This is a genomic window from Kitasatospora sp. CB02891, assembly GCF_002803145.1.
Lineage (GTDB): Bacteria > Actinomycetota > Actinomycetes > Streptomycetales > Streptomycetaceae > Kitasatospora > Kitasatospora griseola.
In genome coordinates this window covers 91,411-114,016 of record NZ_NNBO01000020.1, presented here as the reverse complement: position 1 = coordinate 114,016, position 22,606 = coordinate 91,411, and the positions used below count along the sequence as shown (strand labels likewise).

The following is a 22,606-nucleotide window of genomic DNA, read 5'->3' as shown; positions in this document are numbered from 1 at the left end:
GGCCCGGTGAACGATTTCCGTGGCTGGCCCGCCGAGGCGCTGGAGTTCTACGAGCACCTGGAGGCCGACAACTCCAGGACGTTCTGGACGGCGCACCGCGCCCGGTACGAGGAGCAGGTGCGCGCCCCGATGGAGGCGCTGCTGGCCCGGCTGGAGCCCGAGTTCGGGCCGGGGAAGATCTTCCGGCCGAACCGGGACGTCCGGTTCTCGGCCGACAAGTCCCCGTACAAGACGCACATCGGCGCGGTGCTGGAGTCCGGCGGGTACGTGCAGCTGTCCGCCGAGGGGCTGGCCTGCGGGCTGGGCTACTACCACCTGGAGAGCGACCAGCTGGCGGCGTACCGCACCGCGGTCGCCGAGGAGCTGCCGGGCGCCGAGCTGGAGCGGGTGGTGGCGGCGGTGCGCGCCGCCGGGCCCGAGGTGGTCGGTCGGGACAGCCTGAAGACCGCGCCGCGCGGCTACCCGCGGGACCACCCGCGGATCGAGCTGCTGCGCCACAAGGGCCTGATCGCCTGGCAGGAGTGGGAGCCCGCGCCGTGGCTGGGCACCGCGAAGGCGTACGGCCGGGTCACCGGGTTCCTGCACGCGGCCGCGCCGCTGCACGAGTGGCTGGAGAACCACGTCGGCCCCAGCGGGCTTGCGCCGCGCTGAGGCCGAGGGGGTGGAACGGAGGGGGTGTCACCCGATGAACGGGTCGATCGCGATCTCCAGGAACAGCAGCGTCAGGTACGTGATCGACCAGTGGAACAGCCGCATCTCCTTGAGCTTGGCGCCCACGATGCCGGCCTTGGCGCGCGACTGGAGCGCGTACGCCTCCTTCATCCACAGCACGCCGAGCACGGCGGCGGTGACCGGGTACAGCCAGCTGGTGTGCGCGACCGGCCACACCAGCATCGAGGTCGCCACCATCACCCAGGAGTAGACGACGACCTGCTTGGCGACGCCGATGTTGCCGCGGATCACCGGCAGCATCGGCACGCCGGCCCGGGTGTAGTCGTCGCGGACCTTCATCGACAGCACCCAGGTGTGCGGCGGCGTCCAGAAGAACACCACCAGGAACAGCAGCAGCGCCGCCCAGGACAGCGAGTTGGTCACGGACGCCCAGCCGACGAACACCGGCATGCAGCCGGCGATGCCGCCCCAGACGACGTTCTGCGCGGTGCGACGCTTCAGGCCCAGCGTGTAGACGAACACGTAGAACAGCAGGGCGGCCAGCGCGAGCGCCGAGGACAGCCAGTTCACCAGGACGCCGAGCCAGACGGTGGAGACCACGGCCAGCGTGATGCCGAAGACCACGGCCTCCCGGGGGGAGACCATGCCGGTGACGATCGGGCGCCGCTCAGTGCGGGACATCACCGCGTCGATGTCGCGGTCGATGTACATGTTGAGCGCGTTGGCGCCGCCCGCGGACAGGTAGCCTCCGACCACCACCGCGAGCACCCGCCACAGGTTGGGCACGCCGCCCTGGGCCAGGAACATCACCGGCACCGTGGAGATCAGCAGCAGCTCGATGATCCGGGGTTTGGTGAGGGCGACGAAGGCCCCGATGCGGGCCCCGAACGGCCGGCGTACGGTGCTCGTCCCTACCACCCCGGCGGGGCGGGATTCGACGGCGGTCACGGACACCTCAACAGTCGATGAACTTCCACAGGCGTCCCGGAGACCCGCAGGGTGCCCACCGTCCGCGCTGCGCGTACCACGCAACCATAGACGCTCCATATCTCCCGATCCGCCCCGGGGTCCCCCGGCGAGCCGTGCGCCCGCGCGTCTTACGCCTCGGACGGGCAAACCCTCTCCTGACGGGTGAATGTAGGACAGAGGAGTTGACGTCCCGACAGGGGAATGCGACGCCGCCGATCCTGGTTGCCCGGCACGCAGGGTGAGGTGCCTCGCAAACGGTAGGCTCGCACAGAGAAGCGGGATCAACCCTCCGTGATCGGCGCCGGCCACAGCGGCGTGGCCGACCGGTCCCCTTCACGGGGTGACACTTCTACAGAAATCCGGAAGGAGCCCTGAGTCAGGGTGAGCACGACGCCGAACGTATTCGAGTGGAGCGAGCTGGACCAGAGGGCCGTGGACACGGCCCGGGTCCTGGCCATGGACGCCGTGCAGAAGGTGGGGAACGGGCACCCGGGCACCGCCATGTCGCTGGCCCCCGCCGCGTACCTCATCTTCCAGCGCTTCCTGCGCCACGACCCGACCGACCCGACCTGGGCCGGCCGCGACCGCTTCGTGCTCTCCCCGGGGCACACCTCCCTCACGCTGTACACCCAGCTCTTCCTGTCCGGTTACGGACTGTCGCTGGACGACCTGAAGGCCTTCCGGGTCGCGGGCAGCCGCACCCCCGGCCACCCCGAGCACGGCCACACCGCCGGCGTCGAGACCACCACCGGCCCGCTCGGCCAGGGTGTCGGCAACGCGGTGGGCATGGCGATGGCCGCCCGCTACGAGCGCGGCCTGTTCGACCCGGACGCGCCGGCCGGCGCCTCGCCGTTCGACCACACGATCTGGGCGATCGTCTCCGACGGCGACCTCCAGGAGGGCATCTCCGCCGAGGCGTCCTCGCTGGCCGGCCACCAGAAGCTGGGCAACCTGGTCGCGCTGTACGACGACAACCACATCTCCATCGAGGGCGACACCGCCACCGCGTTCTCCGAGGACGTGCTGGCCCGCTACGAGGCGTACGGCTGGCACGTCCAGCGGGTCGTCCCGAAGTCGGACGGCGACATCGACGTCGTCGCGCTGGCCGCCGCGCTGGAGGCCGCCAAGGCGGAGACCGGCAAGCCGTCGATCATCGCGATGCGCACCATCATCGCCTGGCCCGCGCCGAACGCCCAGGACACCGCCAAGGCGCACGGCTCGGCCCTCGGCGACGCCGAGATCGCCGCCACCAAGAAGGTGCTGGGCTTCGACCCGCAGAAGACCTTCGAGGTGACCGACGAGGTCGTCGGGCACGCCCGCGAGGTCGTGCAGCGCGGCCAGGCCGCCCGCACCGCCTGGGAGGAGCAGCTGCGCGAGTGGCGCGCCGCCAACCCGCAGCGCGCCGCCGAGTACGACCGGATCCAGATCGGCGAGCTGCCCGACGGCTGGGAGAAGGCCCTGCCGGTCTTCCCGGCCGGCAAGGACGTCGCCACCCGCAAGGCCTCGGGCGACGCGCTGAAGGCCGTCGGCAAGCTGGTCCCCGAGCTGTGGGGCGGCTCCGCGGACCTCGCCGAGTCCAACCTGACCACCATCGACGAGGAGTCCTCCTTCCTTCCGGAGGGCAACTCGCTCAAGAGCGCCTCGCCGTACGGCCGCACCGTCCACTACGGCATCCGCGAGCACGCCATGGGCTCCGTGATGAACGGCATCGCGCTGCACGGCCGCACCCGCATCTACGGCGGCACCTTCCTGGTGTTCTCCGACTACATGCGCCCCGCGGTCCGGCTCGCCGCGCTGATGAAGCTGCCGGTGGTCTACGTCTGGACGCACGACTCGATCGGCCTCGGCGAGGACGGCCCGACCCACCAGCCGGTCGAGCACCTGGCCGCGCTGCGCGCCATCCCCGGCCTCGCGGTGGTCCGCCCGGCGGACGCCAACGAGACCGCCGTGGTGTGGCGCACCGTGCTGGAGCGGCAGACCAGCCACCCCGGCCCGGTCGGCCTGGTGCTGACCCGGCAGGGCGTGCCGACCTTCGACCGCGAGGTGTTCGGCTCCGCCGAGGGCGCGGCCAAGGGCGGTTACGTGCTGGCCGAGGCCGAGGGCGGCGAGCCCAAGGTGATCCTGCTCGGCACCGGCTCCGAGGTGCAGCTGGCGATGCAGGCCCGCGAGGCGCTGCAGGCCGAGGGCACCCCCACCCGGGTGGTGTCGATGCCGTCCGTGGAGTGGTTCGCCGAGCAGGACCAGGCGTACCGCGACAGCGTGCTGCCGCCGAACGTCCGGGCCCGGGTCTCGGTCGAGGCGGGCATCGCCCAGGGCTGGCGCGAGCTGGTCGGCGACGCCGGTCGGATCATCAGCCTGGAGCACTTCGGCGCCTCCGCCGACTACAAGGTGCTCTACCAGGAGTTCGGCATCACCGCGGACGCCGTCGCCAACGCGGCCCGCGCCTCGCTGCGCACGGTCGAGGCCGTCTCCCGCTAGCGGTCACACCCGGCCCGGGGGACCGCACTCCCCCGGGCCGGGTCCCCGGACTCCACCGCAGACGTACGAAGAACAGAAGAAGAGGGACTGAAGCACCATGACCGACGCATTGAACCGCCTCAGCGAAGAAGGCGTGGCGATCTGGCTGGACGACCTCAGCCGGGAGCGCCTGAACTCCGGCAACCTGGCCGAGCTGGTGCAGGAGAAGCACGTCGTCGGCGTCACCACCAACCCGACCATCTTCCAGAAGGCGATCGCCGGCAACGGCGCCTACAACCGCCAGCTGGAGGACCTCGCGGTGCGCAAGGTCACCACCGACGAGGCCGTCCGCATGATCACCACCTCGGACGTCCGCGACGCCGCCGACGTGCTGCGCCCGGTGTACGACGCCTCCAACGGCCGTGACGGCCGGGTCTCCATCGAGGTCGACCCGCGCCTCGCCCACGAGACCGCCGCGACCGTCGCCGAGGCCAAGCAGCTGTGGTGGCTGGTCGACCGCCCGAACGTGCTGATCAAGATCCCCGCCACGCTGGCCGGCCTGCCCGCGATCAGCGCCGTCCTGGCCAAGGGCATCAGCGTCAACGTCACGCTGATCTTCTCGCTGGAGCGCTACAAGGCCGTCATCGACGCCCACCTGACCGGCCTGGAGCAGGCCAAGGCCGCCGGCCTGGACCTCTCGCAGATCGAGTCGGTCGCCTCGTTCTTCGTCTCCCGGGTGGACACCGAGATCGACAAGCGCCTGGACGCCCTCGGCGGCGAGACCAAGGAGCTGCGCTCCAAGGCCGCCGTGGCCAACGCCCGCCTCGCCTACCAGGCGTACGAGGAGGTCTACGGCTCGGTCGACGGCGGCAAGCCCGCCTCGGCCCGCTGGGCGGCCCTGGAGGCGGCCGGCGCCAAGCCGCAGCGCCCGCTGTGGGCGTCCACCGGCGTCAAGGACCCGAACCTGCCGGACACCCTGTACGTGACCGAGCTGGTCGCCCCGGGCACCGTCAACACCATGCCCGAGGCCACCCTGGACGCCACCGACGACCACGGCGTCGTCACCGGCGACACCATCACCCCCCACTACGCGGACGCCAAGGCCGTGCTGGACGCGGTCACCGCGGCCGGCGTGGACTACGACGACGTGGTCCGGGTGCTGGAGGAGGAGGGCGTGCAGAAGTTCGAGGTCTCCTGGAACGAGCTGCTCGACACCGTCACCGCCGCGCTCCGGTCGCACGGCGACAACTGACACCTGCTCACGGAATCGACGCACGGAAAGCGGAGCACACCACAGTGAGCAACACCCAGCCGTACCCGGACGTGGAGGGAACGGAGCCGGCCGCGGGAGACACCCCGGTCCGGCCCGCCAACCCGCTGCGGGACCCCGCCGACCGCCGGCTCCCGAGGATCGCCGGGCCGTCCGGCCTGGTGATCTTCGGGGTCACCGGCGACCTGTCGCGCAAGAAGCTGATGCCGGCCGTCTACGACCTCGCCAACCGCGGCCTGCTGCCGCCGGGCTTCTCGCTGATCGGCTTCGCCCGGCGCGAATGGGCCGACGAGGACTTCGCGCAGGTGGTGCACGACGCCGTCAAGGAGCACGCGCGCACCCCCTTCCGCGAGGAGGTCTGGCAGCAGCTCGCCAAGGGCATGCGGTTCGTCCAGGGCGACTTCGGCGACGACGACGCCTTCGACACGCTGCGCCGCACCATCGAGGAACTCGACCAGGCGCAGGGCACCAGCGGCAACTTCGCGTTCTACCTGTCGGTGCCGCCGAAGTTCTTCCCCACCGTGGTCCAGCAGCTGAAGAAGCACGGCCTGACCGACCCGGCGCCGGGCTCCTGGCGCCGGGCGGTCATCGAGAAGCCGTTCGGCCACGACCTGGCCAGCGCCCAGGAGCTGAACCGGATCGTCCACGAGGTCTTCCCCCGTGACGAGGTCTTCCGGATCGACCACTACCTGGGCAAGGAGACCGTCCAGAACATCCTGGCGCTCCGCTTCGCCAACCAGATGTTCGAGCCGATCTGGAACCGGTCGTACGTCGACCACGTGCAGATCACCATGGCCGAGGACATCGGCATCGGCGGCCGGGCCGGCTACTACGACGGCATCGGCTCCGCCCGGGACGTCATCCAGAACCACCTGCTCCAGCTGATGGCGCTGACCGCCATCGAGGAGCCCGCGTCCTTCCACCCGAAGGCGCTGGTCGCCGAGAAGCTGAAGGTGCTCAGCGCCGTCAAGCTCCCCGCCGACCTGGGCAAGCACACCGTGCGCGGCCAGTACACCTCCGGCTGGCAGGGCGGCGAGGAGGTGGTCGGCTACCTGGACGAGGACGGCATCAACCCCGAGTCCAAGACCGACACCTACGCGGCCATCAAGCTGGAGATCAACAACCGGCGCTGGGCCGGCGTGCCGTTCTACCTGCGCACCGGCAAGCGGCTGGGCCGCCGGGTCACCGAGATCGCGGTGGTCTTCCAGCGTGCCCCGTACCTGCCGTTCGACTCCTACGCCACCGAGGAGCTCGGCCAGAACGCCCTGGTGATCCGCGTCCAGCCGGACGAGGGCGTCACCGTGCGCTTCGGCTCGAAGGTCCCCGGCACCGCGCTGGAGGTCCGCGACGTCACCATGGACTTCGCCTACGGCGAGTCGTTCACCGAGTCCAGCCCCGAGGCGTACGAGCGACTCATCCTGGACGTCCTGCTCGGCGACGCCAACCTCTTCCCGCGGCACCAGGAGGTCGAGCTGTCCTGGCAGATCCTCGACCCGATCGAGCAGTACTGGGACGCCAACGGCAAGCCCGCGCAGTACCCGGCCGGCACCTGGGGCCCGGTCGAGGCGGACGAGATGCTCGCACGAGACGGCAGGAGCTGGCGCCGCCCATGAAGATCGACCTGACGAACACCACGTCCAGCAAGATCAACGCTGCCCTGATGGACGCCCGCCGGGCCAGCGGTTCGACCGCCGCCGGCATGGTGCTGACCCTGGTCATCGTGACCGACGAGGGCAGCGCCTACGACGCCCTGAAGGCCGCCAACGACGCCTCCCGCGAGCACCCCTCGCGGACCCTGGCCGTCATCAAGCGGGCCGGCCGCTCGCCCCGCGCCCGGGCCGAGACCCGGCTGGACGCGGAGATCCTGGTCGGCAGCGACGCCGGCAGCGGCGAGACCGTCGTCCTGCGCATGCACGGCGAACTCGCCTCGCACGCCCAGTCCGTGGTGCTGCCGCTGCTGCTGCCGGACGCCCCCGTGGTGGTCTGGTGGCCGGACAACGCGCCGCTCAACCCCGCCCAGGACCCGCTCGGCGCGCTCGCCCAGCGCCGGATCACCGACGCGGTGACCGCCGAGTCCCCGGTCGGCCAGCTCGCCCAGCGGGCCTCCGGCTACACCCCCGGCGACACCGACCTGGCGTGGACCCGGATCACCGGCTGGCGCTCCATGCTGGCCGCCGCGCTCGACCAGCGCGACGTCGCGATCACCGCCGCGGTGGTCGAGGGCGAGTCGTACAACCCCAGCGTCGAACTGCTCGGCCTGTGGCTGCACAACCGCCTGCGGGTGCCGGTCGAACGGGTCGTCACCGGCGGCCCCGGCATCACCGCCGTCACGCTGCGCACCGAGGACGGCGACATCGTCCTGGACCGCCCCGACGGCCTGCTCGGCACCCTGTCGATGCCCGGCGCGCCCGACCGCATGGTCGCGCTCAAGCGCCGCGACACCGCCGAACTGATCGCCGAGGAACTGCGCCGCCTCGACCCCGACGACATCTACGCCACCGCCGTCCGCACCCCCGTGGACCGGCTGCGCGAGCGGATCGCCGGAGTCGAGCACGCGGGCCCCGGCGGCACCGTCGAGGGCCACGCCGCAGAACACGCGGTCGCGGAACACGCGGTCGGCGAGCAGGAGACGCCCGCCGCCACCAAGAAGGCCGCCGCCCGCAGGAAGAGCGCCCAGTGAGCGCCGGGACGGTCCTGATCCACCGCGACCCGACCCTGCTCGCCGAAGCGGCCGCCGCCCGCCTGATCACCACCGTGGTCGACGCGCAGGCCGCCCGCGGCAACGCCCACCTGGTGCTCACCGGCGGCCGCAACGGCAACGCCCTGCTCGCCGCGCTCGCCGCCCACCCGGCGCGCGACGCGGTGAACTGGGCGCAGGTCGACCTCTGGTGGGGCGACGAGCGGTACCTCCCGCACGACGACCCGGAGCGCAACGCCGTCCAGGCCGCCGCGTTCCTGGACGCCGTCCGACCGCTCGGCGCCCGCATCCACCAGATGCCCGCCGACGACGGCGCCTCCCCCGAGGACGCCGCCGCCCGCTACGCCGCGGACCTGGCCGCGGCCGGCGCGGTCTTCGACGTCCTGCTCCTGGGCGTCGGCCCGGACGCGCACGTCGCCTCGCTGTTCCCCGGCCACCCCGGGGTCCACGAGACCGGCAGCACCGTCATCGCCGTCCACGACTCGCCGAAGCCCCCGCCGACGCGGATCTCCCTGTCCCTCCCCACCCTCCGCACCGCCCGCCAGGTCTGGCTCCTCGCCGCCGGCCCCGACAAGGCCGACGCCGTCGCCTTGGCCCGCACCACCCGGGACGCGAACACCGCCCCGGCGGGCGCGGTGACGGGCACCGAGAAGACCCTCTGGCTCCTGGACGAGGCGGCAGCCGCCAAACTGTCCTGACGCCCCGTCAACCCCCCGCGCCCGCGCACCCACCCGGCACCCCGCCGAGTGACGTGACCCGACACCCGGACCGCCCGCAGCTTCCCACGCCCCATCAGGAACCTGCGGTCGGCCCCGCGCCCCGCCAGGGCCGGGGGAGAACTGCGCGAAGGGGAACGCAACAAGCCAGAAGCCGCCCACCCGGAGAACTCGAATCCCCGGGCGGGCGGCTTCAGCCGTTTCGGGTGCGCTCCCGCGAGGGGCCGCGCACTCGGCAGAAAGCCGCCCACCAAAGAATTCGAATCCCCGGGCGGGCGGCTTCAGCCGTTTCGGGTGCGCTCCCGCGAGGGGCCGCGCACCCGGCAGAAAGCCGCCCACCAAAGAATTCGAATCCCCCGGGCGGGCGGCTTCAGCCGTTTCGGGCGTGCTCCCCCGAAGGGGACGCCACCAGCAGAAAGCCGCCCATCCGGGGAATCCAGTCCCCGGTGGGCGGCTTTCGCGTTGCCGTACGGCTCAGATCTCGCCGCGCAGCTTGGCCAGCGCCTCAGCGAGAATCGCCTCGCCGTCCGCGTCCGTCCGCCGCTCGCGCACGTAGGCGAGGTGGGTCTTGTAGGGCTCGTTGCGGGCCGGGGCGGGCGGGTTGTGCTCGTCCTGGCCGGCGGGGAACCCGCAGCGGGGGCAGTCCCAGGTGTCCGGGATGGCCGCCTCCGCGGCGAAACTGGGGCGCGTCTCGTGCTTGTTCGCGCACCAGAAGGAGATCCGGTTGCGGGGGGCGGACTCGCCGCGCTCCGCCTCCCCCATCGGGCCGGCACCGACTCTGCTGCCTCGGATCGCGTTGCCACTTGCCACGGTCTGACTCCCCTGCGTGCTGGTGCCGTCCGGCCGCGGCTGGGCGGACGGTGGCGAAGTCGTCCTAGTGTAAGCGGCGGTTAAGGCTGCGCCACACCGCCGGCCGACTTCCTGTCAGATGCGAACGTCAGCTGCTGCCCTTGAGCAGCAGGCCGAGCACGATGATGCAGGCGAACCAGGCCAGGCCGATCACGATGGTGATGCGGTCGAGGTTCCGCTCGGCCACCGCGGAACCACCGCCGGTGGACATCGCGCCACCGCCGAACATGTCGGACAGACCGCCGCCCTTGCCCTTGTGCAGCAGCACCAGCATGATCATCAGCACGCTGAGGACGATCAGCGCAATCTCGAACCCGAGAACCACGACGGGACCAACTCTCTCGAATCTTCGGCGAAGGGGCCGGGCCCGCGTTACGCGGTCCGGCCCCAAAGCCTACGTTGCTGCGGCGGCGTTAGCCTACTGCCTGGTCACGGAAGCGCACGATCTTGACGAACTCGTCGGCGTCCAGCGAGGCGCCGCCGATCAGTCCGCCGTCGATGTCGGGCTTGGCCATCAGGCCGGCCGCCGACGAGGACTTCACCGAACCGCCGTACAGGACACGGACCTTGTCGGCCAGGTCGGTGCCGTACAGCTCGCCGAGCCGGGCCCGGATCGCGCCGCACACCTCCTGCGCGTCCTCGGGCGTCGCGACCTCGCCGGTGCCGATCGCCCAGACCGGCTCGTAGGCGACGACGATGCTCTCCGCGTCGCCGGCCGGGACGCCGTCCAGCGCGCCGTCCAGCTGCGCCAGGGTGTACGCGACGTGGGTGCCGGCCTTGCGGATCTCCAGCGGCTCGCCGATGCACAGGATCGGGGTGATCCCGTTGCGGTAGGCGGCCTTCACCTTGGCGTTGACGATCTCCTCGTTCTCGCCGTGGTACTGGCGGCGCTCGGAGTGGCCGATCACCGCGTAGGCGCAGTTCAGCTTCGCCAGCATCGCGCCGGACACCTCGCCGGTGTAGGCGCCGCCGTCGTGCTGGGAGATGTCCTGCGAGCCGTACTTGATCTTCAGCTTGTCGCCGTCGACCAGGGTCTGCACGGAGCGCAGGTCGGTGAACGGGACCAGCACCGCGACCTCGACGGCCGCGTAGTCCTTGTCGGCCAGCGAGAACGCCAGCTTCTGGGTGTGGCGGATGGCCTCGAAGTGGTCGAGGTTCATCTTCCAGTTGCCCGCCATCAGCGGGAGACGCTCAGTCATGTCTCTCTCAGTCCTCCAGGGCGGCGAGACCGGGAAGGGTCTTGCCCTCCAGGTACTCGAGGCTCGCGCCACCGCCGGTCGAGATGTGTCCGAACTTCGTCTCGTCGAACCCGAGGGTGCGCACCGCTGCCGCCGAGTCGCCGCCGCCGACCACCGTGAACGCGTCGGAGTCGAGCAGCGCCTGGGCGACCGCCCGGGTGCCGTCGGCGAACGCCGGGTGCTCGAACACGCCCATCGGGCCGTTCCAGAACACCGTCTTCGCGTCGGCGATCTTCTCCGCGAACAGCTGCGCGGTCTTCGGGCCGATGTCCAGGCCCAGCGCGCCGTCCGGGATGGCGTCCACGTCGACCACCGCGTAGTCCTCGACCGGGGCGCCGGTCTTGACGTCCGGGAAGCTGCCGGACACCGCGGTGTCCAGCGGGATCACGAACTCCACGCCCTGCTCGGCGCCGCGCTTCAGGTAGTCCTGGACGACCGGGATCTGGTCCTCCTGGAGCAGCGAGGCACCGACGCCGTGGCCCTGGGCGGCGATGAAGGTGTACATCATGCCGCCGCCGATCAGGATCCGGTCGGCCTTGCCGAGCAGGTTCTCGATCACGCCGACCTTGTCGGAGACCTTGGAGCCGCCGAGCACCACCACGTACGGGCGGGCCACGTCCTCGGTGAGGCGCTTCAGGACGCCCACCTCGGTGGCGATCAGGTCGCCGACGGCGTGCGGCAGGCGGGCCGGCAGGTCGTAGACGGAGGCGTGCTTGCGGTGCACCGCACCGAAGCCGTCGCCGACGTACAGGTCCGCCAGGGCGGCCAGCTGATCGGCGAACGCGCCGCGCTCGGCGTCGTCCTTGGAGGTCTCGCCGGCGTTGAAGCGCAGGTTCTCCAGCAGCGTGACCTCGCCGTCGCCGAGAGCGGCGACGGTGGCCTTCGCGCTGTCCCCGACCGTGTCGGTGGCGAAGCTCACCGGGCGGCCCAGGATCTCGCCGAGGCGGACCGCCACCGGCGCGAGCGAGAACTTCGGGTCCGGCTCGCCCTTCGGGCGGCCCAGGTGCGAAGCGACGACCACCCGGGCGCCGCGCTCGACGAGCTTGGCGATGGTCGGCGCGACGGCGCGGATCCGGCCGTCGTCGGTGATGGTGTCACCGGACAGCGGCACGTTGAGGTCGGCGCGGACGAACACCCGCTTGCCGGAGACCTCCAGGTCTTCGATCGTCTTCACGGTCTTGCTCCTCGATGGATGGATCGGCAGGCGGCGACACGGGGCAGCGCGTCACCGGGAGGGGTAGGACGGACGAGGGTGGGCGCAGCGGCAGGGCCCGGTCGGCGGTGACAGCCGTCCGGGCCCTGCCCCTTACGTCACGTCAGCTACCGCTGGGAGTCAGAGCTGCTCGCCGATGATGGCGACCAGGTCGACGAGGCGGTTCGAGTAGCCGAACTCGTTGTCGTACCAGCCGAGCACCTTGACCTGGTTCCCCTGAACCATCGTCAGCTTCGAGTCGAAGATGCAGGAGTGCGGGTCGTTCACGATGTCCGAGGACACGATCGGGTCCTCGGTGTACGCCAGGATGCCCTTCAGCGAGCCTTCCTGGGCGGCCTTCTGGAACGCGGCGTTGACCTCGTCCTTGGTGACCTCGCGCTCCAGGGTGACCACCAGGTCGGTGATGGAGCCGGTCGGGACCGGGACGCGCAGCGAGGTGCCGTCCAGCTTGCCCTTCAGCTGCGGCAGCACCAGGGCGGTGGCCTTGGCGGCGCCGGTCGAGGTCGGAATGATGTTCTGCGAGGCGGCGCGGGCGCGACGCAGGTCCTTGTGCGGGAAGTCCAGGGTGACCTGGTCGTTGGTGAAGGCGTGCACGGTGGTCATCAGACCCTTGACGATGCCGAAGTTCTCGTCCAGCACCTTCGCCATCGGCGCCACGCAGTTGGTGGTGCAGGAGGCGTTCGAGATGATGTCGTGCGCAGCCGCGTCGTACTTGTCGTCGTTGACGCCCAGCACGATGGTGATGTCCTCGTCGGTGGCGGGCGCCGAGATGACGACCTTCTTCGCACCGGCCGTCAGGTGCTTCTTCGCACCCTCGGCCTTGGTGAAGATACCGGTGGACTCGACGACGATGTCGGCGCCCAGCGCGGCCCAGGGGAGGTTGGCGGGGTCCCGCTCGGCGGTGACCTTGAAGGTGTGGCCATCGACCGTGATGGTGTCCTCGGTGTGCGAGACCTCGCCGGGGAAGGTACCGAGAGTGGTGTCGTACTTGAGCAGGTGAGCCAGCGTCTTGGTGTCGGTCAGGTCGTTGACGCCGACGATTTCGATGTCGGCGCCCTGGGCCTTGACCGCACGGAAGAAGTTGCGGCCGATGCGGCCGAACCCGTTGATGCCTACCCGGATCGTCACGAACCGATCTCCTTACAGGTACGCCGGGCCGGAGCCCGACGGGGGTGAAATTTTGGGTTTTCCCCGACCACTGCTGACCCTACCTCCCCCAAGTGTCGCAAGGCACATCGCCTCACCGGTAGGGCGCAAGGGCCCAGATGGCCGAAAGGAGCGTGCGGGCTTGTCCGCGGCGGATGCCGCGTCATGCTCCGCACGCCCCTTCGGGGTTGCGTTCCGGGAGGCTGACGGCCTGTCAGCTCAGGGCCATCTCCTCCGTGAGGTTGGCCTCGGTGTTGGGCAGGCCGAGTTCGGCAGCACGCTTGTCGGCCATCGCCAGCAGGCGACGGATCCGGCCCGCGACCGCGTCCTTGGTCAGCGGCGGGTCGGCGAGCGCGCCGAGCTCCTCCAGCGAGGCCTGCTTGTGCTGCATGCGCAGCGCGCCGGCCGCCGCCAGGTGCTCGGGCACCTCCTCGCCGAGGATCTCCAGCGCGCGGGCGACCCGGGCGCCGGCCGCGACCGCGGCGCGGGCCGAGCGGCGCAGGTTGGCGTCGTCGAAGTTGGCCAGCCGGTTGGCGGTGGCCCGCACCTCGCGGCGCATCCGGCGCTCCTCCCAGGCCAGCACCGACTCGTGCGCGCCGAGGCGGGTGAGCAGCGCGCCGATCGCGTCGCCGTCGCGGATCACCACCCGGTCGACGCCGCGCACCTCGCGGGCCTTGGCCGGGATGCCGAGCCGGCGGGCCGCGCCGACCAGGGCCAGCGCCGCCTCCGAGCCCGGGCAGGTGATCTCCAGCGAGGAGGAGCGGCCCGGCTCGGTGAGCGAGCCGTGGGCCAGGAACGCGCCGCGCCAGGCGGCCTCCGCGTCGCAGGTCGCACCGGACACCACCGCCGGGGGCAGGCCCCGGATCGGCCGTCCGCGTCCGTCCACCAGCCCGGTCTGCCGGGCCAGCAACTCGCCGTCCTTCACCACCCGCACCACGTACCGGCTGCCGCGACGCAGCCCGCCGGGGGCCATCACCACCAGATCCGAGGAGTGTCCGAAGATCTCCAGGAGGTCCTTGCGCAGCCGCCGTGCCGCAATGCCGGTGTCCAGCTCCGCCTCGATCACGATGCGGCCGCTCACAATGTGCAGTCCGCCCGCAAAACGCAGGATCGCCGAGACCTCCGCCTTGCGGCAGCAGGCACGGGTGACGGGAAGCCGGGAGATCTCGTCTTTCACCGCTGCCGTCATCGCCATGGGCCGATCCTTCCATGAGTCCGGAAAATCCGGTCGTACGCCGCGGCCAAGAGCTCCGGGTCGTGTCGCGGGGTGCCGTCGGCGCGGGCCACCCGGTCGAGCACCAGGGCGGCGCCCATCCGCTTCGCGGCCTGCTCCAGGCCCGTCAGGTCGGCGATCCCGAAAGCGCCTCCGCTGACGGCCCGCTCATCCACCAGGATCGCATCCACCGCGAGGTCCGGAGCGTGGTCGGCGATCACCTCCAGGTGGCGCTGCGGGGTGAAGCCCTCGGTCTCGCCGGGCTGCGGCGCCAGGTTGAGGGTCAGCAGGCGGCGGGCCCGGGTCTCGACCAGGGCCTTGGCCAGCTCCGGCACCAGCAGGTGCGGCAGCACGCTGGTGAACCAGGACCCGGGGCCGAGCACCACCCAGTCCGCCTCCAGCACCGCCTGCACCGCGTCCGGGACGGCCGGCGGCTCGTCCGGCACCAGGCGGACGGACTGCACCGTGCCGGGCGTCACCGCCACCGCGGCCTGGCCGCGCACCGCCGTCACCTCGCCCGGTCGCAGCGGGTCGTGGCCGCGCACCTGCGCCTCGATGTCCAGCGGCACCGCGGACATCGGCAGCACCCGGCCCTGCACGTTCAGCAGCCGGCCCACCCAGTTCAGCGCCTCCACCGGGTCGCCGAGCTTCTCCCACAGCGCCACGATCAGCAGGTTGCCGACGGCGTGGCCGCCGAGCTCGCCGGTGCCGGTGAAGCGCTGCTGGATCACCTCGGACCAGGTCCGGCCCCAGTCGTCGTCCCCGCACAGCGCGGCCAGCGCCTTGCGCAGGTCGCCGGGCGGCAGCACGCCGAGCTCGGCGCGCAGCCGCCCGCTGGAGCCGCCGTCGTCGGCGACGGTGACGACGGCGGTCAGCTCGGTGGTCAGCCGGCGCAGCGCGGACAGCGACGCGGACAGGCCCTGACCGCCGCCCAGGGCGGCGATCTTAGGCGCGCCGGGACGCTGCCCGGAGGTCCGCTCGGCAGGTCTGGTCCGGAGCTGCTGCCGCGCTGGCACGTATCCCGTCACGCCGACCCCATGTTCCTGTCTCGTGCACGGCCGGGGCGGCGGTACGGGTGGTTCCCGGCCGCTACTCCCGGCCCATGTCCCGGTGGACCAGCACCGTCTCGACCCCGTCCGCGATCAGACGTTTCGTCAGCTGCTCGGACATCGCGACACTGCGGTGTTTGCCTCCGGTGCAGCCTACGGCAAGCGTCATGTAGCGCTTCCCCTCGCGGCGGTAACCCTCGGTGATGATCCGCAGCAGCTCGGTGTAACCGTCCAGGAAGGGCTGCGCCCCGGGCTGCTGGAACACGTACTCTGCCACGTCCGGATCGGTTCCGGTACGGGCCCGCAGCTCCGGAACCCAGTGCGGGTTCGGCAGGAAGCGGCAGTCCACCACCAGGTCGGCGTCGACCGGCAGGCCGTACTTGAAGCCGAACGACATCACGGTGGCGCGCAGCTCCGGCTCGTCCTGGCCGGCGAACTGGGCGTCCATCTTGGCGCGCAGCTGGTGCACGTTGAGGTTCGAGGTGTCGACCACCAGGTCGGCCTCGCCGCGCAGCTCGCGGAGCAGCTCGCGCTCGCGGGCGATGCCGTCGACGATCCGGCCGTCGGCCTGCAGCGGGTGCGGGCGGCGCACCGACTCGAAGCGGCGCACCAGGGCGTCGTCGGAGGAGTCCAGGAACACCACCCGCAGGCGGACGCCGCGCTTCTCCAGCTCCTCCAGCGAGGTCAGCAGGTCGTCGAAGAACGTGCGGCCGCGCACGTCGACCACCACGCCGATCCGCGGCACCGCGCCCTGCGAGCGGGCTCCCAGGTCGACCATGGTGGGAATCAGCGCCGGCGGCAGGTTGTCGACCACGAACCAGCCGAGGTCCTCCAGGCACTTGGCCGCGGTGGAACGGCCCGCCCCGGACATGCCGGAGATGATCACCAGCTCGGGGGTGCTCTCTCCCCCGTTGGACACAGTCACGTCTCTTCCCCGCTTCTCGGTACTGCTGTGGCGCTACTGTCTTCGATGATCTCGCCGGTCGCGGTGTTCACTGCGAATGCGGCAGGTGTACGGGAGGCCAAGGCTGCGGCAACAGTCTCGGCCGTCCGGCGCCCGATCCCCGGGACCTCGCACAACTCGTCGACGGTGGCCGCGCGGAGCTTCTTCAGCGAACCGAAGTGCTTCAGCAGGGCCCGGCGGCGAGTCTCGCCGAGGCCGGGGACGGAGTCCAGTTCCCCCGCCGTGAGCCGCTTGGCCCGCTTCGAGCGCTGGTAGGTGATGGCGAACCGGTGCGCCTCGTCGCGCACCCGCTGCAGCAGGTACAGGCCCTCGCTGGAACGCGGCAGCACCACCGGGTCGTCCTCCCCCGGCAGCCACACCTCCTCCAGCCGCTTCGCCAGGCCGCACACCGCGATGTCGTCCATGCCCAGCTCGTCCAACGCCCGCTTCGCGGCCGCGACCTGCGGCTGCCCGCCGTCGACCACCAGCAGCTGCGGCGGGTACGCGAAACGCTTCGGGCGGCCGCTCTCGTCGATCAGCGACTCGCCCTCCTCCGGGACGGCCCACTCGCCGGTCTGCTCGCGCTCCTGGAGGTAGCGGCGGAACCGGCGGGTGATCACCTCGTGCATCGAGCGGACGTCGTCCTGGCCCTCGAAGCCCTTGATCTGGAACCGGCGGTACTCGCTCTTGCGGACCAGGCCGTCCTCGAACACCACCATGGACGCCACCACGTCCTCGCCCTGCAGGTGCGAGATGTCGAAGCACTCGATCCGCAGCGGCGCCGAGTCCAGCTCCAGCGCCTCGGCGATCTCCTGGAGCGCCCGGCTGCGGGTCGTCAGGTCCGAGGCGCGCTTGGTCTTGTGCAGCGCCAGCGCCTGCTGGGCGTTCCGCTGCACCGTCTCCATCAGGTCCTTCTTGTCGCCGCGCTGCGGCACCCGCAGATCGACCTGGGCGCCGCGCAGGCCCGACAGCCACTCGTGCACGGCCTCCTCCGGCATCGCCGGCACCAGCACCTCGCGCGGCACCTGCTCGGTGCCCGCGCCGTACAGCTGCTGCAGCGCGTGCTCGACCAGGCCCGCCGTGTCCACGTCCTCGACCTTGTCGGTCACCCAGCCGCGCTGACCGCGCACCCGGCCGCCGCGGACGTGGAAGATCTGCACGGCCGCTTCGAGCTCGTCCTCGGCGACCGCCAGCAGGTCCGCGTCGGTGCCGTCGCCCAGCACCACCGCGTTCTTCTCCATCGCGCGCCGCAGCGCCCCCAGGTCGTCGCGCAGCCGGGCCGCCTTCTCGTACTCCATCTCGGCGGCCGCCTCCTGCATCTGCTGCTCCAGGCGGCGCAGGTAGTTGCCCGTCCGGCCGGCCATGAAGTCGCAGAACTCCTCGGCGAGTTCACGGTGCTCGGCGGCGGTCACCCGGCCGACGCACGGCGCCGCGCACTTGCCGATGTAGCCCAACAGGCAGGGCCGGCCGACCTGTTGGGCCCGCTTGAACACGCCGTTCGAGCACGTCCGCACCGGGAACACCCGCAGCATCAGGTCGACCGTCTCGCGAATCGCCCACGCGTGTCCGTACGGGCCGAAGTAGCGCACGCCCTTCTTGTGCGCCCCGCGCATCACCTGGACCCGCGGGAACTCCTCGTTCAGCGTGACCGCCAGCTCCGGGTAGCTCTTGTCGTCCCGGTACTTGACGTTGAACCGCGGGTCGAACTCCTTGATCCAGGAGTACTCCAGCTGCAGCGCCTCGACCTCGGTGGACACCACCGTCCACTCCACCGACGCCGCGGTGGTCACCATCGTCGCGGTACGGGGATGCAGGTTGGCGACGTCCTGGAAGTACGAGGACAGCCGCTGCCGCAGGTTCTTCGCCTTGCCGACGTAGATGACCCGCCCGTGCGTGTCACGGAACTTGTACACCCCGGGCGAGAGCGGGATCGCCCCCGGAGCCGGACGGTAGGTGGACGGGTCAGCCATGCTCCTACCGTACCGACTGGCGCCGACACCTCGTGGCGATCACCGGCAACCGGACTCCTCCCGCCACGGACGCCTACCACTTCGACCGGCTGTCCGCGGGCAGATCCGCGAAACCGGACCCGGCCGGGCCGTTCTCCGCGAATCTGCGGTCGACCGATGTCAATGCCGCCCGGGAGAAGGACTGCTGTGAACGACCAGCCCCTGTTGGCCAACCCCGACCACTGGAGCGAGTTGGCCGGACTGCACCACTGGCGCACCCGGGCCTTCGTCGACCACCACGAGGAGCGCATCAGGCGCACCCAGCTGGAACGCGACCTGCGGTCGATCGCGGCCAGGGCCGCCGACCTCGCGGACCGGTCCAAGCGGATGCCGTGCTTGCTGCGCACGACGGTCGGGGAGGAACGGACCGTCTACCACTCGGCCGACGCCCCCTGCGGCCGGGTGACCGGCAAGCGGCGCAGCATCGAGTCGTTCACCCGGGTCCCCGAGGACCGAGTCGCGTACGCCGACCCCAAGTGGCGCTACATCTTCGTCGACCGCTGCTCCGCCTGTGGGTGGGACGACGCCGCCAGGGCCTACGGTCGGCGGCTGCTCGACACCAAGCTCCGTACGCAGTAGCGGATCGGGGTCCCGCCCCCGACGAGGCGTCAGCCCTTGGTGACCTCCAGGTTCCCGTTCTGCACCGCGACCTGGTACTCCGGCAGCGGCTTCGGGGCCGGGCCGTCCAGCACCGCGCCGTCGGTGATCGCGAAACGGCTGCCGTGGCACAGGCACTGGATCTGTTCCTTGGCCACGCCGTTGACCAGGCAGCCCGCGTGGGTGCACTTCGCGCTGAAGGCCTTGTACTCGCCCGCGGTCGGCTGCGTCACGACGACGGCCTGGTCGCGGTACACCTTGCCGCCGCCGACCGGGATGCCCGCGGCCGAGCCGAGATCGATCGGGCCCGCGGACTTGGTCTCCTCCTTGCCGCCGTTCGACGAGCAGCCGGCCGCCGTGGCGCCCGCCAGTGCAACGGCCGCGCAGCAGAGGACGGTACGACGGGACGCGACGGGCTCGGACATCGGGAACTCCTCGGTGCGGGGAAGGGCGCCAGCAACGTAGCACGCACAACGAGGTCCGCCCGGGGAGCCTCGTGCTCTCCCCGGGCGGACCTCGTTGACGCTCGCCGCCCGCCTTCGCGGGGGGCTACTTCTTCTTGCGCTTCACCGGCGTCGCGTCCGAGACGCCCGGGAGGATGTCCCTCAGGAACTTGCCGGTGTGGCTGGCCGTGGAGGCGGCGACCTCTTCCGGCGTGCCCTCGATGACGACGCCGCCGCCGCCGGAACCGCCCTCGGGGCCCATGTCGACCAGCCAGTCGGCGGTCTTGATGACGTCGAGGTTGTGTTCGATGACGATGACGGTGTTGCCCTTGTCGACCAGGCCTTCGAGGACCTTGATCAGCTTGCTGATGTCCTCGAAGTGCAGGCCGGTGGTGGGCTCGTCGAGGACGTAGACCGTGCGGCCGGTGGAGCGCTTCTGGAGTTCGGCGGAGAGCTTGACGCGCTGGGCCTCGCCGCCGGAGAGGGTGGTGGCGGGCTGGCCGAGGCGGACGTAGCCGAGGCCGACCTCCTTGAGGGTGCGCAGGTGGCGGGCGATCGCGGGGACGGCCTCGAAGAAGTCGAGGGCCTCCTCGATCGGCATGTCGAGCACCTCGGAGATGGACTTGCCCTTGTAGTGGACCTCCAGCGTCTCCCGGTTGTAGCGGGCGCCGTGGCAGACCTCGCAGGGGACGTAGACGTCCGGCAGGAAGTTCATCTCGATCTTGATGGTGCCGTCGCCGGAGCAGTTCTCGCAGCGGCCGCCCTTGACGTTGAACGAGAACCGGCCGGGCAGGTAGCCGCGGACCTTGGCCTCCTGGGTCTCCGCGAACAGCCGCCGCACGTGGTCGAAGACGCCCGTGTAGGTGGCCGGGTTGGAGCGCGGGGTGCGGCCGATCGGCGACTGGTCGACGTGCACGACCTTGTCGACCAGGTCGGTGCCGGTGATCCGGGTGTGCCGGCCGGGGACGCTGCGGGCGCCGTTCAGCTCACGGGCCAGGTGGGTGTAGAGGATGTCGTTGACCAGCGTCGACTTGCCGGAGCCGGAGACGCCGGTGACGGCGGTGAAGGTGCCGAGCGGGAAGGCGACCGTGACGTCCTTGAGGTTGTGCTCGCGGGCGCCGTGCACCACGATCTGCCGCTTCTTGTCGCGCGGGCGACGGGCGGCCGGGATCGGGATGGCGCGCTTGCCGGCCAGGTACTGGCCGGTCAGCGACTCGTCGTTCTTCAGCAGCTCCTTGAGCGAGCCGGAGTGGACGACCTTGCCGCCGTGCTCGCCGGCGCCGGGGCCGATGTCGACGATCCAGTCGGCGGTCTTGATCGTGTCCTCGTCGTGCTCGACGACGATCAGGGTGTTGCCGATGTCCCGCAGTCGGACCAGGGTCTCGATCAGGCGGTGGTTGTCGCGCTGGTGCAGGCCGATGGACGGCTCGTCCAGCACGTAGAGCACGCCGACCAGGCCGGAGCCGATCTGGGTGGCGAGCCGGATGCGCTGGGCCTCGCCGCCGGAGAGGGTGCCGGCGGCGCGGTTCAGCGACAGGTAGTCGAGGCCGACGTCGACCAGGAAGCGCAGCCGCTCCAGGACCTCCTTGAGGACCCGCTCGGCGATCTTCTTGTCGCGGGCGTCGAGGCGGAGCGCACCGAGGAAGTCCGCGCAGTCGTTGATCGACATGGCGGAGACCTCGGCGATGGACTTCTCCATCACGGTGACCGCGAGGACCACCGGCTTGAGCCGGGTGCCCTTGCAGGTCGGGCAGGGCACCTCGCGCATGTAGCCCTCGAAGCGCTCGCGGCTGGAGTCGCTCTCCGACTCGGAGTGCCGCCGCGTCACGAACGGGACGGCGCCCTCGAACGCGGTGGTGTAGGAGCGCTCGCGGCCGTACCGGTTGCGGTAGCGCACCTCGACCTGGGTCTTGTGGCCGTACAGCAGGGCCTTGCGGGCGCGGACCGGGAGCCCGGCCCACGGGATGTCGGTGCGGAAGCCGAGTTCCCCGGCCAGCGCGTTGACCAGCCGCTGGAAGTACTCCTTGGTGGCGCCCTGCGACCACGGGTGGATGGCGCCCTCGTCGAGCGACTTCTCCGGGTCGGGGACGAGCAGCTCCGGGTCGACCTCCATCCGGTTGCCCAGGCCCGAGCAGTCGGGGCAGGCGCCGAACGGGGAGTTGAAGGAGAACGACCGCGGCTCCAACTCCTCGAAGGAGACGTCGTCGTAGGGGCAGTAGAGGTGCTCCGAGAACATCTTCTCGCGCTCGGGGTCGTCCTCCGGGAGGTCGACGAAGTCGAGCACCACCATGCCGCCGGCCAGCTTGAGGGCCGTCTCCACCGAGTCGGTGAGGCGGCGCTTGGCACTGGACTTCACGGTGAGGCGGTCGATGACCACCTCGATGGTGTGCTTCTCCTGCTTCTTGAGCGTGGGCGGCTCGGTCAGCTGGACGGTCTGGCCGTCGACCCGGGCCCGGGCGTAGCCCTTGGACTGCAGGTCGGCGAAGAGGTCGACGAACTCGCCCTTGCGCTCCCGGACCACCGGGCTGAGCACCTGGAACCGGGTGCCTTCCTCCAGCGACAGCACCTTGTCGACGATGGCCTGCGGCGACTGCCGGGCGATCGGGCGGCCGCAGTGCGGACAGTGCGGCTTGCCGATCCGGGCGAACAGCAGGCGGAGGTAGTCGTACACCTCCGTGATGGTGCCGACGGTGGACCGCGGGTTGCGGCTGGTGGACTTCTGGTCGATCGAGACGGCCGGGGAGAGTCCCTCGATGAAATCGACGTCGGGCTTGTCCATCTGCCCGAGGAACTGCCGGGCGTACGACGACAGCGACTCGACGTAGCGCCGCTGGCCCTCGGCGAAGATCGTGTCGAAGGCGAGCGAGGACTTGCCGGACCCGGAGAGGCCCGTGAAGACGATGAGGGAGTCCCGGGGCAGGTCGAGCGAGACGTTCTTGAGGTTGTGCTCGCGAGCACCGCGGACGACGAGGCGGTCTGCCACTGCTACTGGCGCCTTTCTCCGGGTCGAAATGTGAGGTGTGCTTCTTCCAGGATGCGCCCGCCAGCGTACTAGCTCATCTGTTCGAATACCGAACCTGTCCAGCGGGGTCCACCCAATCGAGTGAACGGCACCCGCGGCCGA

The 22,606-nt window shown here is 71.1% G+C and carries 19 protein-coding genes; 7 read left to right on the top strand and 12 right to left on the bottom strand.

From position 1 onward, the window contains the following. Nucleotides 1-6: 6 nt before the first annotated feature. A complete protein-coding gene (locus CG736_RS32495) occupies nucleotides 7-651 on the top strand; it encodes a DUF2461 domain-containing protein (protein WP_100589706.1) in 645 nt (214 codons plus the stop codon). A gap of 27 nt (nucleotides 652-678) precedes the next feature. On the opposite strand, the gene CG736_RS32490 is transcribed toward CG736_RS32495, so the two are convergent. Continuing rightward, on the bottom strand, nucleotides 679-1,620 hold the full coding sequence (locus CG736_RS32490) for a heme o synthase (protein ID WP_100589752.1): 942 nt from the start codon (nucleotides 1,618-1,620) through the stop codon (nucleotides 679-681). A gap of 402 nt (nucleotides 1,621-2,022) precedes the next feature. Between CG736_RS32490 and tkt the strand changes: the two genes are divergently transcribed. From tkt to pgl, 5 genes are all read left to right on the top strand, one after another. Continuing rightward, on the top strand, nucleotides 2,023-4,119 hold the full coding sequence (tkt, locus tag CG736_RS32485) for a transketolase (protein WP_100589705.1): 2,097 nt from the start codon (nucleotides 2,023-2,025) through the stop codon (nucleotides 4,117-4,119). Between the two features lie 97 nt (nucleotides 4,120-4,216). After that, the gene (gene tal, locus CG736_RS32480; protein ID WP_100589704.1) at nucleotides 4,217-5,350 is read left to right on the top strand and encodes a transaldolase; all 1,134 of its coding nucleotides are present in this window, start codon (nucleotides 4,217-4,219) and stop codon (nucleotides 5,348-5,350) included. Between the two features lie 71 nt (nucleotides 5,351-5,421). After that, nucleotides 5,422-6,981, top strand: coding sequence for a glucose-6-phosphate dehydrogenase (gene zwf / locus CG736_RS32475; protein ID WP_100589751.1), 1,560 nt, complete (start codon nucleotides 5,422-5,424; stop codon nucleotides 6,979-6,981). After that, nucleotides 6,978-8,048 (top strand): glucose-6-phosphate dehydrogenase assembly protein OpcA, encoded by a 1,071-nt coding sequence (gene opcA, locus CG736_RS32470; protein ID WP_100589703.1) that lies wholly within the window; start codon nucleotides 6,978-6,980, stop codon nucleotides 8,046-8,048. Before zwf ends, opcA begins: the two co-directional genes overlap by 4 nt. Next, on the top strand, nucleotides 8,045-8,764 hold the full coding sequence (gene pgl, locus CG736_RS32465; protein ID WP_100589702.1) for a 6-phosphogluconolactonase: 720 nt from the start codon (nucleotides 8,045-8,047) through the stop codon (nucleotides 8,762-8,764). Before opcA ends, pgl begins: the two co-directional genes overlap by 4 nt. 492 nt (nucleotides 8,765-9,256) lie before the next feature. Here the strand turns inward: pgl and CG736_RS32460 are convergent, their stop codons facing one another. The 9 genes from CG736_RS32460 to uvrC all read right to left on the bottom strand — a co-directional run bounded on the left by CG736_RS32460 (nucleotide 9,257) and on the right by uvrC (nucleotide 18,403). Next, nucleotides 9,257-9,592, bottom strand: coding sequence for an RNA polymerase-binding protein RbpA (locus tag CG736_RS32460; RefSeq protein ID WP_073814874.1), 336 nt, complete (start codon nucleotides 9,590-9,592; stop codon nucleotides 9,257-9,259). Nucleotides 9,593-9,719: 127 nt separating this feature from the next. After that, nucleotides 9,720-9,956: a preprotein translocase subunit SecG gene (gene secG / locus CG736_RS32455; protein ID WP_100589701.1), complete on the bottom strand. Its 237-nt coding sequence runs from the start codon at nucleotides 9,954-9,956 to the stop codon at nucleotides 9,720-9,722. Between the two features lie 88 nt (nucleotides 9,957-10,044). Next, on the bottom strand, nucleotides 10,045-10,830 hold the full coding sequence (gene tpiA / locus CG736_RS32450) for a triose-phosphate isomerase (protein WP_100589700.1): 786 nt from the start codon (nucleotides 10,828-10,830) through the stop codon (nucleotides 10,045-10,047). Nucleotides 10,831-10,837: 7 nt separating this feature from the next. Beyond that, nucleotides 10,838-12,043 carry a phosphoglycerate kinase gene (gene pgk / locus CG736_RS32445; RefSeq protein ID WP_100589699.1) on the bottom strand — a complete coding sequence of 402 codons (1,206 nt, stop codon included), beginning with the start codon at nucleotides 12,041-12,043 and terminating at the stop codon, nucleotides 10,838-10,840. Between the two features lie 159 nt (nucleotides 12,044-12,202). Beyond that, on the bottom strand, nucleotides 12,203-13,210 hold the full coding sequence (gap, locus tag CG736_RS32440) for a type I glyceraldehyde-3-phosphate dehydrogenase (RefSeq protein ID WP_100589698.1): 1,008 nt from the start codon (nucleotides 13,208-13,210) through the stop codon (nucleotides 12,203-12,205). A gap of 232 nt (nucleotides 13,211-13,442) precedes the next feature. Further along, nucleotides 13,443-14,423 carry a DNA-binding protein WhiA gene (whiA, locus tag CG736_RS32435; RefSeq protein WP_100589697.1) on the bottom strand — a complete coding sequence of 327 codons (981 nt, stop codon included), beginning with the start codon at nucleotides 14,421-14,423 and terminating at the stop codon, nucleotides 13,443-13,445. Next, nucleotides 14,414-15,469 carry a uridine diphosphate-N-acetylglucosamine-binding protein YvcK gene (gene yvcK, locus CG736_RS32430; protein WP_100589696.1) on the bottom strand — a complete coding sequence of 352 codons (1,056 nt, stop codon included), beginning with the start codon at nucleotides 15,467-15,469 and terminating at the stop codon, nucleotides 14,414-14,416. Before yvcK ends, whiA begins: the two co-directional genes overlap by 10 nt. 61 nt (nucleotides 15,470-15,530) lie before the next feature. Then, nucleotides 15,531-16,415 (bottom strand): RNase adapter RapZ, encoded by an 885-nt coding sequence (rapZ, locus tag CG736_RS32425; protein WP_369880792.1) that lies wholly within the window; start codon nucleotides 16,413-16,415, stop codon nucleotides 15,531-15,533. Beyond that, entirely contained in the window at nucleotides 16,412-18,403 is a 1,992-nt protein-coding gene (gene uvrC, locus CG736_RS32420) for an excinuclease ABC subunit UvrC (RefSeq protein ID WP_100589695.1), read from the bottom strand. Before uvrC ends, rapZ begins: the two co-directional genes overlap by 4 nt. Nucleotides 18,404-18,589: 186 nt before the next feature. On the opposite strand from uvrC, the gene CG736_RS32415 reads away from it, so the two are divergent. Continuing rightward, nucleotides 18,590-19,021 (top strand): hypothetical protein, encoded by a 432-nt coding sequence (locus CG736_RS32415; protein WP_100589694.1) that lies wholly within the window; start codon nucleotides 18,590-18,592, stop codon nucleotides 19,019-19,021. 29 nt (nucleotides 19,022-19,050) lie between these two features. On the opposite strand, the gene CG736_RS32410 is transcribed toward CG736_RS32415, so the two are convergent. Continuing rightward, on the bottom strand, nucleotides 19,051-19,464 hold the full coding sequence (locus CG736_RS32410; RefSeq protein ID WP_100589693.1) for a Rieske (2Fe-2S) protein: 414 nt from the start codon (nucleotides 19,462-19,464) through the stop codon (nucleotides 19,051-19,053). Between the two features lie 124 nt (nucleotides 19,465-19,588). Continuing rightward, complete coding sequence (gene uvrA, locus CG736_RS32405; protein WP_100589692.1) at nucleotides 19,589-22,465, bottom strand: excinuclease ABC subunit UvrA; 2,877 nt, start codon at nucleotides 22,463-22,465, stop codon at nucleotides 19,589-19,591. Nucleotides 22,466-22,606 lie beyond the last annotated feature (141 nt).

Bases quoted from the DNA above. Each gene is read 5' to 3' on its own strand.
- tal (WP_100589704.1), top strand. From the start codon at position 4,217: ATGACCGACGCATTGAACCGCCTCAGCGAAGAAGGCGTGGCGATCTGG.
- opcA (WP_100589703.1), top strand. From the start codon at position 6,978: ATGAAGATCGACCTGACGAACACCACGTCCAGCAAGATCAACGCTGCC.
- tpiA (WP_100589700.1), bottom strand. From the start codon at position 10,830: ATGACTGAGCGTCTCCCGCTGATGGCGGGCAACTGGAAGATGAACCTC.
- whiA (WP_100589697.1), bottom strand. From the start codon at position 14,423: ATGGCGATGACGGCAGCGGTGAAAGACGAGATCTCCCGGCTTCCCGTC.
- uvrC (WP_100589695.1), bottom strand. From the start codon at position 18,403: ATGGCTGACCCGTCCACCTACCGTCCGGCTCCGGGGGCGATCCCGCTC.
- CG736_RS32410 (WP_100589693.1), bottom strand. From the start codon at position 19,464: ATGTCCGAGCCCGTCGCGTCCCGTCGTACCGTCCTCTGCTGCGCGGCC.